Here is a 16482-nt window from a genome sequence, read left to right as displayed (position 1 = left end):
TCCTTCGTACTCACCCTCTCGGGCTTTCCTCCGGGCTTTTCCCTTCGGTCTTGCGTTTCCGACTCTATCAGATCTTTCCGATCCGATTTCCTCGGCGCTTTCCAGCTTCTTCGGTTTCCCGATCTGCTTTCCGGCGTTGATCCGACTTTATCAGAACTTCTGAGTCGAATTCCCCGCCCCTTCCGGTCACCCGTTCGGGCACACGAGTGTGCCGGGCTTCCCTTGCTGGCGGAGCCGTAAACGTACTGGAGCGGGGCGCCCCGATGCAAATCGAGGCGCCCCGCTCCGGGTTGACGCTGGTCAGGCAGCGCCGGCTGCTCAGACCTCCACGACGACCGGGAGGATCATCGGGCGGCGGCGGTAGGTGTCCGAGACCCACTTGCCGACCGTCCGGCGAATCAGCTGCTGCAGCTGATGGGGTTCGACCACACCGTCCTGGGCCGACTTGTTGAGGGCCTGCTCCACCTTCGGAATCACGGCGTCGAACGCCGAGTCCTCGATGCCGGAACCCCGGGCATGGATGTTCGGGCCGCTGACGATCTTGCCGGTCGAGGCGTCCACGACCAGGAAGACCGAGATGATGCCCTCGTCGCCGAGAATGCGGCGGTCCTTCAGGGATGCCTCGGTGACGTCGCCGACCGAGAGGCCGTCGACGTACACGTAACCGGCCTGGACCTTGCCGACGATCCTGGCCTTGCCGTCGACCAGGTCGACGACCACGCCGTCCTCGGCGATGACGATGTGGTCCTTGGGAACACCGGTCAGCGCGCCGAGCTCGGCGTTGGCACGCAGGTGGCGCCATTCGCCGTGGACCGGCATCAGGTTCTTCGGCTTGCAGATGTTGTAGAAGTACAGCAGCTCGCCGGCCGAGGCGTGGCCCGAGACGTGGACCTTGGCATTGCCCTTGTGGATGACGTTGGCACCCCAGCGGGTCAGGCCGTTGATCACGCGGTAGACCGCGTTCTCGTTGCCCGGGATGAGCGAGGACGCCAGGATCACGGTGTCGCCCTGGACGATCCGGATCTGGTGGTCGCGGTTGGCCATCCGGGACAGGGCCGCCATGGGCTCGCCCTGCGATCCCGTACAGACCAGCACGACCTCGTCGTCCGGGAGGTCGTCGAGCGTCTTGACGTCGACGACCAGGCCGGCCGGGACCCTCAGGTAGCCCAGGTCACGGGCGATGCCCATGTTGCGGACCATCGAACGGCCGACGAAGGCCACCCGCCGTCCGTACTCGTGCGCCGCGTCGAGGATCTGCTGGATGCGATGGACGTGGCTGGCGAAGCTCGCCACGATGATCCGCTTCTGGGCGTTCGCGAACACGTTCCGCAGAACGTTGGAGATGTCCTTCTCCGGCGGGACGAAGCCGGGGACCTCGGCGTTCGTCGAGTCGGACAGCAGGAGGTCGATGCCCTCCTCGCTGAGCCGCGCGAACGCGTGGAGGTCGGTGAGCCGGCCGTCCATCGGGAGCTGGTCCATCTTGAAGTCGCCGGTGGCGACGGCCATGCCCGCGGGGGTGCGGATGGCGACGGCCAGGGCGTCGGGGATGGAGTGGTTGACCGCGATGAACTCGCAGTCGAAGGCGCCCAGGTTCTCCCGGTCGCCCTCCTTCACCTCGAGGGTGTAGGGGCGGATGCGGTGCTCCTGCAGCTTGGCCTCGATCAGGGCGAGGGTCAGCTTGGAGCCGATGAGCGGGATGTCCGGCTTGAGCCGGAGCAGGTAGGGGACGGCGCCGATGTGGTCCTCGTGACCGTGCGTGAGCACGATCCCTTCGACCTGGTCGAGGCGGTCCCGGATGATGGTGAAGTCGGGCAGGATCAAGTCGATGCCCGGCTGCTCCTCCTCGGGGAAGAGGACGCCGCAGTCGACGATCAGCAGCCGGCCGTCGAACTCGAAGACCGTCATGTTGCGGCCGATCTCACCGAGCCCGCCGAGCGGGGTGACGCGCAGGCCGCCCTTCGGCAGCTTCGGCGGGGCGCCGAGTTCAGGATGCGGATGACTCAAAAGACTCTCCTCACCACACGCGCCACGTACCGCTCGGGCACGTGGCGCGCATGACATTCGTGCACTTGCTGTTGTCTGTGTCAGGGGATCTCGTCGGACGCCGGAAACTCTCGTCGCGTCCGCAGATCCGATATTCAGTTGTGAAGTCTTTTGCTAGATCTCTACCCCGCCGGCGGCGAGATCGAGCTTGAGCTGGGCGGTTTCCTGGGGGGAAAGCTCCACGAGCGGCATGCGCAGGGGACCCGCCGGGAGGCCCTGGAGGGCGAGGGCGGCCTTGGTGGTCATGACGCCCTGGGTGCGGAACATGCCGGTGTAGATCGGCAGGAGCCGCTGGTGGATCTCGGTGGCCTTCTGGACCTCGCCGTTCAGGTGGGCGTCCAGGAGGGCACGGAGCTCCGGGGTCACGACGTGGCCGACGACGGAGACGAAACCGCAGGCGCCCACGGAGAGCAGCGGCAGGTTGAGCATGTCGTCGCCGGAGTACCAGGCCAGACCGGATCGGGCGATGGCCCAGCTGGCCCGCCCCAGGTCACCCTTGGCGTCCTTGTTGGCGACGATCCTGGGGTGCTCGGCGAGGCGGACGATCGTCTCGGTGTCGATCGGGACGCCGCTGCGGCCGGGGATGTCGTAGAGCATCACCGGAAGCTCGGTGGCGTCGGCGATGGCCGAGAAGTGCCGGTACAGGCCCTCTTGCGGGGGCTTGTTGTAGTACGGGGTGACGGCGAGCAGGCCGTGCGCGCCGTCGCGTTCGGCGGTGCGGGCGAGCTCGATGGAGTGGTGGGTGTCGTTGGTGCCGATGCCGGCGACGACGTGGGCGCGGTCGCCGACCGCGTCCAGTACGGCTCGTACCAGCTCCGATTTCTCCGCGTCGCTGGTGGTCGGGGACTCGCCGGTGGTGCCGTTGACGACGAGGCCGTCGTTGCCGGCGTCCACCAGATGGGCGGCGAGTCGCTGGGCACCGTCGAGGTCGAGTGCGCCGTCAGCCGTGAAGGGCGTGACCATGGCGGTGAGGACCCTCCCGAAGGGGGTCTGCGGAGTGGAGATCGGAGCCATGGGTAACACGCTACTCGCTGCTCAGCGCCCGGCGCCCCCTAGGGGGACGTGAGAAAGGGAGCCCGGCACTGCCTGCTCGGGGGTTCAAGCAGTGCCGGGTCCGTTTGATCAGCCTAGATGAACTTCGTGAAACGCCGCAATACGGACACTTCGTGGGGTGCGGCCGTACATCTGTTCTTTATGGGGCCACACGGCCGTTCTTGTTGAACGCGGCATAGGTCAGCGGCATGAGCTGAGCCCAGTGCTTTTCCATCTTCTCGCCGACCATCTCGATCTCCCGCTGGGGGAAGGACGGCACCGTGGCCAGCTCGTGCTGGGTGCGCAGGCCGAGGAAGTGCATCAGCGAGCGCGCGTTGCAGGTGGCGTACATCGAGGAGAAGAGGCCGACGGGCAGGACCGCGCGGGCGACCTCGCGGGCGACGCCGGCGGCGAGCATCTCCTGGTACGCCGCGTACGCCTGAACGTAGGAATCCTCCATGACGCGGCCGGTCAGTTCCTGCTGGGCCTCGGTGCCCTCGACGAAGACGTACTTGCCCGGGCGGCCCTCCTGCACCAGCTTCCGCGAGGCGTCAGGGACGTAGAAGACCGGCTCCAGCTCCCTGTAGCGGCCCGACTCCTCGTTGTACGACCAACCGACGCGGTGACGCATGAACTCGCGGAAGACGAAGATCGGGGCGCTGATGAAGAAGGTCATCGAGTTGTGCTCGAAGGGGCTGCCGTGCCGGTCCCGCATCAGGTAGTTGATGAGCCCCTTGGACCGCTCGGGGTCCTTCTGCAGCTCGTCGAGCGACTGCTCCCCCGCGGTGGAGACGCGGGCCGCCCACAGCACGTCCGAGTCGGCGGCGCTGTGCTTCACCAGCTCGACGGTCACATCGCTGCGGAAACTGGGCTTGAGGTCTTCTGCGGGGGTGTCGGTCACCGGCGGGGTCCTTCCAAAGTGCGTCGCTCGGGCGGCGCCCACTTTACGGGGGCTGGATCGGCCATCGGCACCTGCACCCAGCCGGGCGGCTTTCTTTCGTCAATCCGGGGAAATCGGGCACCGAACGGCGACTTCGCTCGTCTGTCCCTGTGACACCGCACACCACGCAATCCAAGGAGAGTGGCTCCATGTTCACCCGGCGAGAAGCCGTCCCGTTCGCGTTCGTCGCCGATGCCGACCGCTTCCGCAGTAACGTCACTCCGCCGCCCAGGGAGCGCCTCAGTGTCTCCGAGGTGATGGGCCGTACGCTGGTCGGGCTGACCGTCGTGGCCGGTCTCGTCGGCTCGCTGCTCTTCGGAATGCCGTCCATGCAGTCCGGTGCGGCCGAGGGCCACCGGCAGCACTCCGAGGCTTCCGTCAGCCGCTGAGCAGTTCGGCCCCCTGGGGTGGCCCTGGTCGAGACCACCTGGGTAGCCTCACCGGGCACAGCCCCTTCGAGCGTGCTTGTGAGTGAGGATCAGTCGTGCCCCTGCCCTTTCTGACGGCCGACCGCGCTTTTGACGCGAACGACGACGTCGCGCTGCCGTTCGACGACCACGATCAGTGGCGTCGGCCCTACCGGCCCGGACCCTGGCGGGTCGGGGCCGCGGCGCTCGCGCTGCTGCTCGCCTCGTTCGTGCTCTTCGCCGCCGTGATCATCGCGGCGGCGGGCGCGGCGGGCGGTTCCCTCGCGACCTTCGGGCTCGCCGGGGTCCTCATCGCCGGTGCGCTGCGGGCGTTGAGGGTGGGCACATGGGTGAGCCGTCACGGTGTGCGCCGTGTCGGCTTCTTCTCCACGGCCACGGTCGCCTGGCCGCGCGTGACGGAGCTGCGCACGGTGCAGCAGCCCGTGCGGTGGCTGGGCCTGCCCCGTACCGTGCAGGGCCAGGCGCTGCTTCTCGTACGGCAGGGTGATGAGCAGATCGCTCTGCTCACCGACCACAACGCCGACTTCCTCTCCCGCGTCGAGGCGTTCGACCGCGCGGCCGACACGATCGAGGCGTGGAACGCCGAGTACGGCGCCCACGCCCCGCGCTGAGCACGGCACTTCGCCCGCTGGGCTCGACCGCTAGGCGTTGACCGTCCGGCCCTCGTGGAGGGCGATCGCGCGCTGCATCGCCTTGCGGGCGCGCGGGGTGTCGCGGGCGTCGTGATAGGCGACCGCGAGCCGGAACCAGCAGCGCCAGTCGTCCGGGGAGTCCTCGGTCTCGGCTCGCCGCCGCGCGAAGACCTCGTCGGCCGAGTCCCGGTCGATGCGGCCGCCGGCCGTGCGCTTCAGCTCGTCCACGGGCAGGCCGCCCTCGGCCTCCAGCTCGCGGGCGAGCCGCTGCGCGTTCCGCGCGAAGGCGGTGTTCTTCCAGAGGAACCAGCCACCCACGCAGGGCAGCAGAAACGCGACCGCGCCCATGCCCATGGCGGCCGGTTCGCCGGTCAGCAGGAGCAGGACGCCCTCCATCGCCACCACGCCGAAGACGAGCACCAGCACGGTGGCGAGGAAGACGTACGTGATCTTTCCGCCCATGGCCGTCAGCCCAGGTCCAGGAAGTGCTCGAGGCCGAAGGTGAGGCCCGGAGTCGTGACCACCCGGCGGGCGCCCAGGAGGATGCCCGGCATGAAGCTGGAGTGGTGCAGCGAGTCGTGACGGACGGTCAGGGTCTCGCCCTCGCCACCGAGCAGGACCTCCTGGTGGGCCAGCAGGCCCCGCAGGCGTACGGCGTGCACCGGGACGCCGTCGACGTCCGCGCCGCGCGCCCCGTCCAGGGCGGTCGCCGTCGCGTCCGGCTGAGCGCCGAGGCCGGCCTCGGCGCGCGCCGCGGCGATCAGCTGGGCGGTGCGGGTGGCGGTGCCGCTGGGGGCGTCCACCTTGTTCGGGTGGTGCAGCTCGACGACCTCGACGGACTCGAAGTACGGGGCCGCGATCTGGGCGAACTTCATGGTGAGCACCGCGCCGATGGAGAAGTTCGGGGCGATCAGGACGCCGGTCTCCGGGGAGGCGGCGAGCCAGGTGTTCAGCCGCGCGAGGCGCTCCTCGGTCCAGCCGGTGGTGCCGACGACCGCGTGGATGCCGTGGCGTACGCAGTAGTCGAGGTTGTCCATCACGGAGGCCGGGGTGGTCAGCTCGACCGCGACCTGGGCGCCCGCCTCGGCGAGCGTCTCCAGCTTGTCGCCGCGGCCGAGGGCCGCGACCAGTTCCATGTCCTCGGCGGCCTCGACGGCCCGTACCGCCTCGGAGCCGATACGGCCCTGGGCTCCGAGGACCGCCACGCGCAGCTTGCTCATTGCTCTGTGCACTCTCTCTAGGAGACGGATTCGTGCAGGCGTGCCGCCTGCTTGTCCTTCAGCGGCCCTATGACGGACAGCGAGGGGCGCTGCCCGAGCACATCACGGGCGACCTCGCGGACCTCGTCCGGGGTGACCGCCGCGATCGCGGCCAGCATGTCGTCGACCGACATCTGCGAGCCCCAGCAGAGCTCGCTCTTGCCGATGCGGTTCATCAGCGCGCCGGTGTCCTCCAGGCCGAGGACGGTCGAGCCGGAGAGCTGGCCGACGGCACGGGCGATCTCGTCGTCGGACAGTCCGTCGGAGGCGACCTTGTCGAGCTCGTCGCGGCAGATCTTCAGCACGTCGTGGACCTGGCTGGGGCGGCAGCCCGCGTACACGCCGAAGAGGCCGCAGTCGGCGAAGCCCGAGGTGTACGAGTACACGCTGTAGGCGAGGCCGCGCTTCTCGCGGACCTCCTGGAAGAGGCGCGAGGACATACCGCCGCCGAGGGCCGTGTTCAGCACGCCGAGCGCCCAGCGGCGTTCGTCGGTGCGGGCCAGGCCGGGCATGCCGAGGACGACGTGGGCCTGCTCGGTCTTGCGTCCCAGGACCTCGACGCGGCCCGCGGTGCGGATGGTGCGGTGTCCGGCGCGGGGGCCGATCGGCGTCGCGTCGGTACGGCCGAGGGCGCCGGCCTTCTCGAAGGCGCGGCGGACCTGGCGTACGACCGTGGCGTGGTCGATGTTGCCCGCCGCGGCGACGACCAGGTGGGTCGGGTCGTAGTGCTTCTTGTAGAAGCGGGCGATCCGGCCGCGGTCGAGGGCGTTGATCGTGTCGACGGTGCCGAGCACGGGCCGGCCGAGCGGGGTGTCGCCGAACATGGTCTGCGCGAACAGGTCGTGCACGACGTCGCCCGGGTCGTCCTCGGTCATCGCGATCTCTTCGAGGATGACGCCGCGCTCGGCGTCCACGTCCTCCTGGAGGATCAGCGAGCCGGTCAGCATGTCGCAGACGACGTCGATCGCCAGGGGCAGGTCGGTGTCGAGGACCCGGGCGTAGTAGCAGGTGTACTCCTTCGCCGTGAAGGCGTTCATCTCGCCGCCGACCGCGTCGAGCGCGGCGGAGATGTCGAGGGCGCTGCGCTTCTTCGTGCCCTTGAAGAGGAGGTGTTCCAGGTAGTGCGTGGCCCCGTTGAGGGTGGGCGTCTCGTCGCGGGATCCGACGTGCGCCCAGATGCCGAAGGTGGCGGAGCGTACGGAGGGCAGGGTCTCGGTGACGATGCGCAGGCCGCCGGGGAGGGTGGTGCGGCGGACCGTGCCGATGCCGTCCTTGCCCGGGAGAAGCGTTTGGGTACGGGCGACGGCCCGCCCCTCCGAAGAGGGGCGGGCCGTCGTCGCGGAACTACGGGACGTCACTGGTCGGTGTCGTCCTTGTCATCCGCAGCGGCGGTGTTCTCGTCGTCCGCCATGACGGGGACGAGGGAGAGCTTGCCGCGCTGGTCGATCTCGGCGATCTCGACCTGGACCTTGGAGCCGACCGCGAGCACGTCCTCGACGTTCTCCACGCGCTTGCCACCGGCGAGCTTGCGGATCTGCGAGATGTGCAGCAGACCGTCCTTGCCGGGCATCAGGGAGACGAAGGCACCGAAGGTGGTGGTCTTGACGACCGTACCCAGGTAGCGCTCGCCGACCTCCGGCATGGTCGGGTTGGCGATGCCGTTGATCGTGGCGCGGGCGGCCTCGGCCTGCGAGCCCTGGGCGGCACCGATGTAGATGGTGCCGTCGTCCTCGATCGTGATGTCGGCGCCGGTGTCCTCCTGGATCTGGTTGATCATCTTGCCCTTGGGGCCGATGACCTCACCGATCTTGTCCACCGGGATCTTGACGGTGATGATGCGCGGCGCGTTCGGGGACATCTCGTCCGGAACGTCGATCGCCTCGTTCATCACGTCGAGGATGTGCAGACGCGCGTCACGGGCCTGCTTCAGCGCGGCGGCCAGGACCGAGGCGGGGATGCCGTCGAGCTTGGTGTCGAGCTGGAGCGCGGTGACGAAGGTCTTCGTACCGGCGACCTTGAAGTCCATGTCGCCGAACGCGTCCTCGGCACCGAGGATGTCGGTGAGGGCGACGTAGTGGGTCTTGCCGTCGATCTCCTCGGAGATCAGACCCATGGCGATACCGGCGACGGGGGCCTTGAGCGGCACACCGGCGTTCAGCAGCGACATGGTGGAGGCGCAGACCGAGCCCATGGACGTCGAGCCGTTGGAGCCGAGGGCCTCGGACACCTGACGGATCGCGTACGGGAACTCCTCGCGCGTCGGCAGCACCGGCACGATGGCGCGCTCGGCGAGCGCGCCGTGGCCGATCTCGCGGCGCTTGGGCGAGCCCACGCGGCCGGTCTCACCGACGGAGTACGGCGGGAAGTTGTAGTTGTGCATGTAGCGCTTGCGGGTCACCGGGGAGAGGGTGTCCAGCTGCTGCTCCATGCGGAGCATGTTGAGGGTGGTGACGCCCAGGATCTGGGTCTCGCCACGCTCGAACAGCGCCGAGCCGTGCACGCGCGGGATGGCCTCGACCTCGGCGGCGAGCGTACGGATGTCCGTGATGCCGCGGCCGTCGATGCGGACCTTGTCCTTGATGATCCGCTCGCGGACCAGCTTCTTGGTCAGCGCGCGGTAGGCGCCCGAGATCTCCTTCTCGCGGCCTTCGAAGGCCGGGAGGAGCTTCTCGGCGGCGAGCTCCTTGATGCGGTCGAGCTCGGTCTCGCGCTCCTGCTTGCCGGCGATGGTGAGCGCCTGGGCGAGCTCGCTCTTCACGGCGGCGGTGAGCGCCTCCAGGACGTCGTCCTGGTAGTCGAGGAAGACCGGGAACTCGCCGACCGGCTTGGCGGCCTTGGCAGCGAGGTCCGACTGGGCCTTGCAGAGGACCTTGATGAAGGGCTTCGCGGCCTCGAGACCGGCGGCGACGATCTCCTCGGTCGGCGCCTCGGCGCCGCCCTTGACGAGCTCGATCGTCTTCTCGGTGGCCTCGGCCTCGACCATCATGATCGCGACGTCGCCGTCCTCCAGGACGCGACCGGCGACGACCATGTCGAAGACGGCGTCCTCGAGCTCGGTGTGCGTCGGGAACGCGACCCACTGGCCCTTGATCAGGGCGACACGGGTGCCGCCGATCGGGCCGGAGAAGGGCAGGCCGGCCAGCTGCGTGGAGCAGGAGGCGGCGTTGATCGCGACCACGTCGTAGAGGTGGTCCGGGTTGAGCGCCATGATCGTCTCGACGATCTGGATCTCGTTGCGCAGGCCCTTCTTGAAGGAGGGGCGCAGCGGCCGGTCGATCAGGCGGCAGGTGAGGATCGCGTCCTCGGAGGGGCGGCCCTCCCGGCGGAAGAAGGAGCCGGGGATCTTGCCGGCCGCGTACATCCGCTCCTCGACGTCCACCGTGAGGGGGAAGAAGTCGAGCTGGTCCTTGGGCTTCTTCGACGCGGTGGTGGCCGAGAGGACCATCGTGTCGTCGTCCAGGTACGCGACGGCGGAGCCGGCGGCCTGCTTGGCCAGGCGGCCCGTCTCGAAGCGGATGGTGCGGGTGCCGAAGGCGCCGTTGTCGATGACGGCCTCGGCGTAGTGGGTCTCGTTCTCCACTATGGGTTTCTCCTACGTGTTCGTCTTTTCGTCCGTCGGCCCGTGTGGCCGGGGACGGTGGTGGAGGAGAAGCGCACCTTCGGGTGCGGGCCGGTCTTCGATCGAAGCACCCGGGGTCAGTGGTCCGGGGGCCACTACCGAGGACCGGCGGCCTGCCGGTGGCTTCTCGCTCGTGGAAATGTGGCGTTGTGCGTCCAGACTAAGTGCCGGTCGGCACATCGCGCACGTACAGCAAAGGGAGCGGCCCCCTAAAAGTGGGAACCGCTCCCTTCACGGCGTCTTACTTGGCACCGCCGGCCGCACCGCGGCGGATGCCGAGGCGGTCGACCAGGGTACGGAAGCGCTGGATGTCCTTCTTGGCCAGGTACTGCAGCAGGCGGCGACGCTGGCCGACCAGGATCAGCAGACCACGACGGGAGTGGTGGTCGTGCTTGTGCTGCTTGAGGTGCTCGGTCAGGTCCGAGATGCGGCGGGAGAGCATCGCGACCTGGACCTCGGGGGAGCCGGTGTCGCCCTCCTTGGTGCCGAACTCGGCGAAAATCTGCTTCTTCGTAGCGGCGTCGAGAGACACTCGGTACTCCTCTTGGTGTTCGTGCGCCCACGAGTGCCCCTGGTCTGGTTCTCAGGGGAGCTTCCGTGACTCGGAGGCGAAGGTCCGATGAGCGCAGCTCCCAGATCTCGGGGGATCCTGGGGATCCCGATGCTTCCGGGAGCGCGTACACAAACGGCCGTCACACAGCGTACCAGCCCGGCGGAGCGCCTGTTACTTGCTGGTGAGGGAGCGGGCCGCCATGAAGACGTCCAGGACGGCGAGGCAGAGCGGGACGAGGGAGAGCAGGACGAAGCCCTCGGTCAGGTCGAGCAGGCGGCCCCAGAAGGGCGAGAGGCCCTTCCTCGGGATGATCAGGCCGATGGCGGTGACCAGGGCGGCGCCGGCGGCGACGGCCGCGGTGAGCCAGATCGTACGGATGTCCAGGCCGCCGCGGTCCCCGTAGATCAGCAGGTCCTTGACGAGGTCGGCCGGCGGGTTCAGGGAGAGGCCGAGGATCAGCAGGGCGATCGCGGCGATGCCCGCGACCAGGACGCAGGCGACCTGCGAGGTGTAGCGGAAGAGCCGGGCGCGCAGCAGCATCGCGAGGCCGGAGGCGAGGGCGAGGAGCTGGCCCCAGACGTTTCCGGCGAAGCCGAGGACCGCGGCCGAGCCGACGACGACGGCGGCGCAGCCGCCGACGAGGCCGAGGAGCATCTCGTGACCGCGCCGGGCCTGGAGGGCGATGCGCTCGCCGTCGACGGGCTGCGGCTCGTCGGGGGTCTGGTTGGGGTCGGCGTGGAACTCGTCGTCGGCGGCGCTGCGCGGGGAGGCGTAGCCGATGGGCAGCCGGGCGAAGCGGGCGGAGAGGCCGGGCAGGAAGGCGACCAGGCCGACGGCGACGGGGGCGCAGACGGCGGCGGTCTCGGTGGCGGAGGACTCGCTGAGGATCGCCAGGAAGGTGGCGAGCGTGCCGACGGCCGCCAGGAAGGTCGCGGCGACGAAGGGGGCGTCACCGCTGGGGGTGAGGGCCACCAGGGCGACGGAGGCGACCAGGACGGTCACACAGCCGAGCAGGAACTGCAGTCGCCCGGGGCCGTGGCCGGCGTCGGGTCCGACGATGCCCGAGCCGGCGATGAGCAGGAGCGGGAGGGCGCCGAGGCCGAGGGCGACGGCGGTGGCCCGGTCTCCGTACACGCGGGCCCGCACGCCGGCGAAGGCGGTCAGCAGGACGCCCGCGGCGCCGGCGATGATGCCGGGGAGGCTGTGCATGTCGTGGCGCAGGGGGTCGGCGAACCAGAGCACGAAGCCCATGAGGACGAGCAGGAGCACGCCGCCGACGAGTCCGGCGCCGCGCAGCAGGTCGTCGCTCCACAGGTGCCGGTCGCGGGTGACGGCCGAGGCGACGGCGTCGGAGACGTCGTCGAAGACGGCGGGCGGCAGCGACTGCGCGAACGGGCGCAGCGAGAGGACCTCGCCGTCGAGGACCTGCTGGGCGGCGAGCGTGCGCGCGCCGTCGAGGACCGAGCCGTCGCGCCGGACCAGGTGGTAGCCGGTCGGGGTGCCGGCGGACTGGGTCTGGCCGGTGAGCCGCAGGATCTCCGGATAGACGTCGGCGACGGCGATGTCCTCCGGGAGGGCGACGTCGATACGGCTGTCCGGCGCCACCACGGTGACGCGGCAGAAGCCTGTCGCTGCGGTCGTACTCACGTGTCTGGACCCCCTGATTCGCGGTTGCGCACAGTGCGCGCGCCACCCTACCGGGGACGGGTGTCGGTCGCTGCACGTAGGATCACGGTCCTGGGGGAGGCCGTCGCCGACGGGGGCGCCGGTGCGGAACTCCCGCACGAAGTCGGCCCGTAACGAGGGATTGATGCGCCGGTGAGCCAGATCGTCGTCAAACGCCCGCCGAGGTCCCTTCCTCCGGAAGTGCCCAGTGAGGAACTGGTCCTGGAGTCCCCGCCGGAGCTGCCGCGGGGTCAGCAGGAGGGCATGCTGATGCAGCTCCTGCCGATGCTCGGCATGGGTTCGTCGGTGGTGTTCTTCTTCATGCCTGGGGCGCATCCGTTCATGCGCATCATGGGCATCCTGATGCTCGTCTCGACGGTCGCGATGGTCATCGCGCAGCTCGTGCGGTTCCGGAAGGGTACGCAGGGGCAAATTGCCGATGTCCGGCGCGACTATCTCAAATACCTCGCGCAGACCCGGCGTACGGTCCGGCGCACCGCGCGCAAGCAGCGGGACGCGCAGTTGTATCTGCACCCCTCCCCCGAGCAGTTGTGGTCGGTGGTGGCCGAGGGCTCGCGGGTGTGGGAACGCCGGGTCGGCGACAAGGACTTCGGGCACGTGCGGATCGGCCTGGGCGCCCAGCAGTTGGCGACGCCCCTGGTCGCGCCGGACACGGCGCCGGTGGACGAGCTGGAGCCGCTGTGCGCGGGTGCGATGCAGCAGTTCCTGGCCGTGCACGGGTCGTTGGACGGACTGCCGATGGCGGTCTCGATGCGCGCCTTCTACCACGTGACGGTCTCCGGGGAGCCGGAGGCGGCGCACGCCGCGGCCCGGGGGCTGATCTCGCAGCTGGTGACGCTGCACTCCCCCGAGGATCTGATGCTGGCCGTGGTCGCGGCCCGGGGCGCGCAGGAGCGCTGGGACTGGACGAAGTGGCTGCCGCACACGCAGGTGGCGGGTCAGGTCGACGGGGCGGGCACGAAGCGGCTGTTCGGCGACGACCTCGGTGAGCTGGAGTCGATGATCCGCTCGCGGCTCGACGGCCGGCCGCGGTTCAGCCGGGAGAACCAGCCGGTCCTGGACCAGCCGCACGTGGTGGTCGTGCTGGACGGCGGGATGGTGCCGCCGGACTCGCTGTTCGCGGCGCCGGAGGGTCTTCAGGGCGTGACCATCGTCGAGGTGGTCTCCGGTGAACTGGACGAGCCGCGCGGCGGTCTGTCCGTGGTCGTACGGCCGGGGCGGCTGCGTCTGGAGTCGGGCGGCGGTTTCGCGTACGAGGGGGTGCCGGACGGGATCTCGCTGCCGGCCGCCGAGGCGCTGGCGCGGCAGCTCGCGCCGCTCCGGACGGGCGGCGGGGACGACGACGAACCGCTGCTCGCCAACCTGGACTTCACGGATCTGCTGAACCTGGGCGACGCCGCGTCGGTGGACGTGGCGCGGACCTGGCGGCCGCGGTCGGTGGCCGAGCGGCTGCGGGTGCCGATCGGTGTCGGCGAGGACGGCCAGCCGGTCATGCTGGACCTGAAGGAGGCGGCGCAGGAGGGGATGGGCCCGCACGGACTGTGCGTGGGCGCGACCGGTTCCGGAAAGTCGGAGCTGCTGCGCACCCTCGTGCTGGGTCTGGCGGTGACGCACTCCTCGGAGACGCTGAACTTCGTCCTCGCGGACTTCAAGGGTGGCGCGACCTTCGCGGGCATGTCCCAGATGCCGCACGTCGCGGCCGTGATCACCAACCTCGCCGACGACCTCACGCTCGTCGACCGCATGGGTGACGCGATCCGCGGTGAGCTGCAGCGCCGTCAGGAGCTGCTGCGTTCGGCCGGCAACTACGCCAACATCCACGACTACGAGAAGGCGCGGGCGGCCGGTGCGCCGCTGGAGCCGCTGGCCTCGCTGGTCCTTGTCATCGACGAGTTCTCCGAACTCCTCACCGCCAAGCCGGACTTCATCGACATGTTCATCCAGATCGGCCGCATCGGCCGCTCGCTGGGTGTGCATCTGCTGCTCGCCTCGCAGCGTCTGGAGGAGGGCAAGCTCCGCGGCCTGGACACGTACCTGTCGTACCGGATCGGTCTGCGGACGTTCTCCGCGGCCGAGTCGCGCACGGCGATCGGCGTGCCGGACGCGTACCACCTGCCGTCGGTGCCGGGTTCGGGATATCTGAAGTTCGGTACGGACGAGATGACGCGGTTCAAGGCGGCGTACGTCTCCGGTACGTACCGGACGGGCGGGCCGCGGCTGACGGCCGGGCAGATGCCGATCGAGCGGCGTCCGGCGCTCTTCACGGCCACGCCGGTTCCGGTGGTCTACGCGGCGCCCGACCCGGCGTACCTGACGGCGCAGCGCGAGGAGGAGGACGACGCGCTCGCGGACACCGTCCTCGACGTGATCGTGCGGCGGCTGGAGGGGCAGGGCGTGCCCGCCCACCAGGTGTGGCTGCCGCCGCTGGACCAGGCGCCCTCGCTCGACCAGCTGCTGCCGGGGCTCGCGCCGACCGCGGACCGCGGTCTGACGGCGACGGAGTACACCCGCCCCGGCGGTCTGACGGTCCCGCTCGGCCTGATCGACAAGCCGTTCGAGCAGCGGCGCGAGGTGCTGTACCGCGACTTCTCGGGCGCGGCGGGCCACATGATGGTGGTAGGCGGCCCGCAGTCCGGCAAGTCGACGCTGATGCGGACGCTGATCTCGTCGTTCGCGCTGACCCACACACCGGCCGAAGTGCAGTTCTACGCACTGGACTTCGGTGGTGGCGGCATGGTGTCGCTGGCGGACCTGCCGCATGTCGGCGGGGTCGCGTCCCGGCTGGACCCGGAGCGGGTGCGGCGGACGGTCGCCGAGGTGCTCGGCGTACTGAACCGGCGCGAGGAGTTCTTCCGCGCGAACGCCATCGACTCGATCGCCACCTACCGGCGCAAGCGCGCGGCGGGCGAGCTGCCGGGCGAGGCATGGGGTGACGTCTTCCTGGTCATCGACGGCTGGGGCGGTTTCCGCAACGAGTACGACGGTCTCGAGCAGGTCGTCTCGGACATCGCGGCGCGCGGCCTGGGCTACGGCATCCACGTGGTCATCACCGCGGCCCGGTACATGGAGGTGCGGGCGGCGCTGAAGGACCAGATGCTGGGGCGTCTGGAGCTGCGGCTCGGCGACGTCATGGACTCGGAGTTCGACCGGAAGGTCGCGGCGAACGTGCCGCCGGGTGTGCCCGGTCGCGGTCAGGTGCCCGAGAAGCTGCACTTCATGGGCGCGCTGCCGCGGATCGACGGGTCGAGTTCGGCGGTGGACCTCTCCGAGGGCACGGCCGCGTTCGTGCAGGCCGTGAAGAGCAACTGGGCGGGCGCGCCCGCTCCGGCGGTGCGGTTGCTGCCGCGCAGGCTGCCGGCGGAGCAGCTGCCGAAGGGCTTCGAGTACCCGCAGCACGGCATCGCGATCGGCATCGACGAGACGAACCTGGAGCCGGTGTTCGTCGACTTCGAGACGGACCCGTTCTTCCTGATCTTCGGCGAGAGCGAGTCCGGCAAGACGGGGCTGCTGCGGCTGATCGCCAAGCAGCTGTGCGAGCGGTACACCCCGGACCAGGCGCGAATCGTGGTGGGTGACTACCGGCGCACGATGCTGGAGGCGGTCGCGCCCTCGCACCTGCTGGAGTACGCGCCGATGGCGTCGGCCATGCAGATGCACATGGACGCGATCAACACGGTGATGACGAAGCGGGCGCCGAAGCCCGACATCACCCCGCAGCAGCTGCGGGACCGCAGCTGGTGGACGGGTCCGCAGCTGTACGTCCTGGTGGACGACTTCGAGCTGGTGGCGACGAACTCGGGCAACCCGCTGCAGGTGCTGGTGGAGAACCTGCCCTTCGCGCGGGACGTGGGCATCCGCTTCATCGTCGCGCGCAGCGCGGCGGGTGCGTCGAGGGCGATGTACGAGCCCTTCATGCAGCGCGCCAAGGAGCTGGGCGCCCAGGGCGTCATCCTCTCCGGCGATCCGGGCGAGGGCGACATCCTCGGCAACGTCCGCGCGCGGCCGATGCCGCCGGGACGGGGCACGTTCGTGTCCCGTAAGCGGGGCACACCGCTGGTGCAGCTGGGCTGGTTGCCGGAAAGTCACGAGCGGCCGTGAGAGCGGCGGGGGGGGGGGGGGGGGGGGGGGGGGGCGCCCCCCCCCCCCCCCCCCCCCCCCCCCCCCCAACCCCGACACAACCCCCCCCCCCCCCCCCCCCCCTCTTCCCCTAGTCAGTAAGGACAACCCCTCTCTTACCCGTTTGGGTTCACGAACTGTTGGTTTACAAGCCTATACCAATCTACAACAAAG

General features: G+C 69.8%; 12 protein-coding genes. 3 read left to right on the top strand and 9 right to left on the bottom strand.

The genetic code is table 11. The features are described 5' to 3' along the window. Nucleotides 1-318 precede the first annotated feature (318 nt). The 3 genes from ACZ4VW_RS32370 to thyX form a co-directional block, all read right to left on the bottom strand. Complete coding sequence (locus ACZ4VW_RS32370) at nucleotides 319-2004, bottom strand: ribonuclease J (RefSeq protein WP_467968700.1); 1686 nt, start codon at nucleotides 2002-2004, stop codon at nucleotides 319-321. Nucleotides 2005-2157: 153 nt separating this feature from the next. Beyond that, complete coding sequence (gene dapA / locus ACZ4VW_RS32365) at nucleotides 2158-3057, bottom strand: 4-hydroxy-tetrahydrodipicolinate synthase (RefSeq protein WP_467968698.1); 900 nt, start codon at nucleotides 3055-3057, stop codon at nucleotides 2158-2160. Between the two features lie 178 nt (nucleotides 3058-3235). Further along, nucleotides 3236-3976: an FAD-dependent thymidylate synthase gene (gene thyX / locus ACZ4VW_RS32360; RefSeq protein ID WP_467968696.1), complete on the bottom strand. Its 741-nt coding sequence runs from the start codon at nucleotides 3974-3976 to the stop codon at nucleotides 3236-3238. A 188-nt stretch (nucleotides 3977-4164) separates the two neighbouring features. Between thyX and ACZ4VW_RS32355 the strand changes: the two genes are divergently transcribed. Beyond that, nucleotides 4165-4404 (top strand): hypothetical protein, encoded by a 240-nt coding sequence (locus tag ACZ4VW_RS32355; protein WP_467968694.1) that lies wholly within the window; start codon nucleotides 4165-4167, stop codon nucleotides 4402-4404. 95 nt (nucleotides 4405-4499) lie between these two features. After that, on the top strand, nucleotides 4500-5054 hold the full coding sequence (locus ACZ4VW_RS32350) for a hypothetical protein (RefSeq protein WP_467968692.1): 555 nt from the start codon (nucleotides 4500-4502) through the stop codon (nucleotides 5052-5054). Nucleotides 5055-5084: 30 nt separating this feature from the next. On the opposite strand, the gene ACZ4VW_RS32345 is transcribed toward ACZ4VW_RS32350, so the two are convergent. The 6 genes from ACZ4VW_RS32345 to eccD all read right to left on the bottom strand — a co-directional run bounded on the left by ACZ4VW_RS32345 (nucleotide 5085) and on the right by eccD (nucleotide 12153). Continuing rightward, nucleotides 5085-5537 carry a hypothetical protein gene (locus ACZ4VW_RS32345; protein ID WP_467968690.1) on the bottom strand — a complete coding sequence of 151 codons (453 nt, stop codon included), beginning with the start codon at nucleotides 5535-5537 and terminating at the stop codon, nucleotides 5085-5087. A gap of 5 nt (nucleotides 5538-5542) precedes the next feature. Further along, nucleotides 5543-6295, bottom strand: coding sequence for a 4-hydroxy-tetrahydrodipicolinate reductase (gene dapB / locus ACZ4VW_RS32340; RefSeq protein ID WP_467968688.1), 753 nt, complete (start codon nucleotides 6293-6295; stop codon nucleotides 5543-5545). A 17-nt stretch (nucleotides 6296-6312) separates the two neighbouring features. After that, on the bottom strand, nucleotides 6313-7692 hold the full coding sequence (locus ACZ4VW_RS32335) for a M16 family metallopeptidase (protein WP_467968686.1): 1380 nt from the start codon (nucleotides 7690-7692) through the stop codon (nucleotides 6313-6315). Next, a complete protein-coding gene (locus ACZ4VW_RS32330; protein ID WP_467968685.1) occupies nucleotides 7689-9914 on the bottom strand; it encodes a polyribonucleotide nucleotidyltransferase in 2226 nt (741 codons plus the stop codon). The genes ACZ4VW_RS32335 and ACZ4VW_RS32330 overlap by 4 nt, the downstream gene beginning before the upstream one ends. A gap of 280 nt (nucleotides 9915-10194) precedes the next feature. Then, nucleotides 10195-10485, bottom strand: a complete 291-nt coding sequence (gene rpsO, locus ACZ4VW_RS32325; protein ID WP_467968683.1) for a 30S ribosomal protein S15 — start codon at nucleotides 10483-10485, stop codon at nucleotides 10195-10197. Between the two features lie 192 nt (nucleotides 10486-10677). Then, complete coding sequence (gene eccD / locus ACZ4VW_RS32320) at nucleotides 10678-12153, bottom strand: type VII secretion integral membrane protein EccD (RefSeq protein WP_467968680.1); 1476 nt, start codon at nucleotides 12151-12153, stop codon at nucleotides 10678-10680. A 171-nt stretch (nucleotides 12154-12324) separates the two neighbouring features. Between eccD and eccCa the strand changes: the two genes are divergently transcribed. Beyond that, nucleotides 12325-16290 (top strand): type VII secretion protein EccCa, encoded by a 3966-nt coding sequence (gene eccCa / locus ACZ4VW_RS32315; RefSeq protein WP_467968678.1) that lies wholly within the window; start codon nucleotides 12325-12327, stop codon nucleotides 16288-16290. Nucleotides 16291-16482: the final 192 nt, after the last annotated feature.

This window comes from Streptomyces sp. NPDC029139, assembly GCF_055564335.1.
This window is presented reverse-complemented; position numbering and strand designations above follow the sequence as displayed.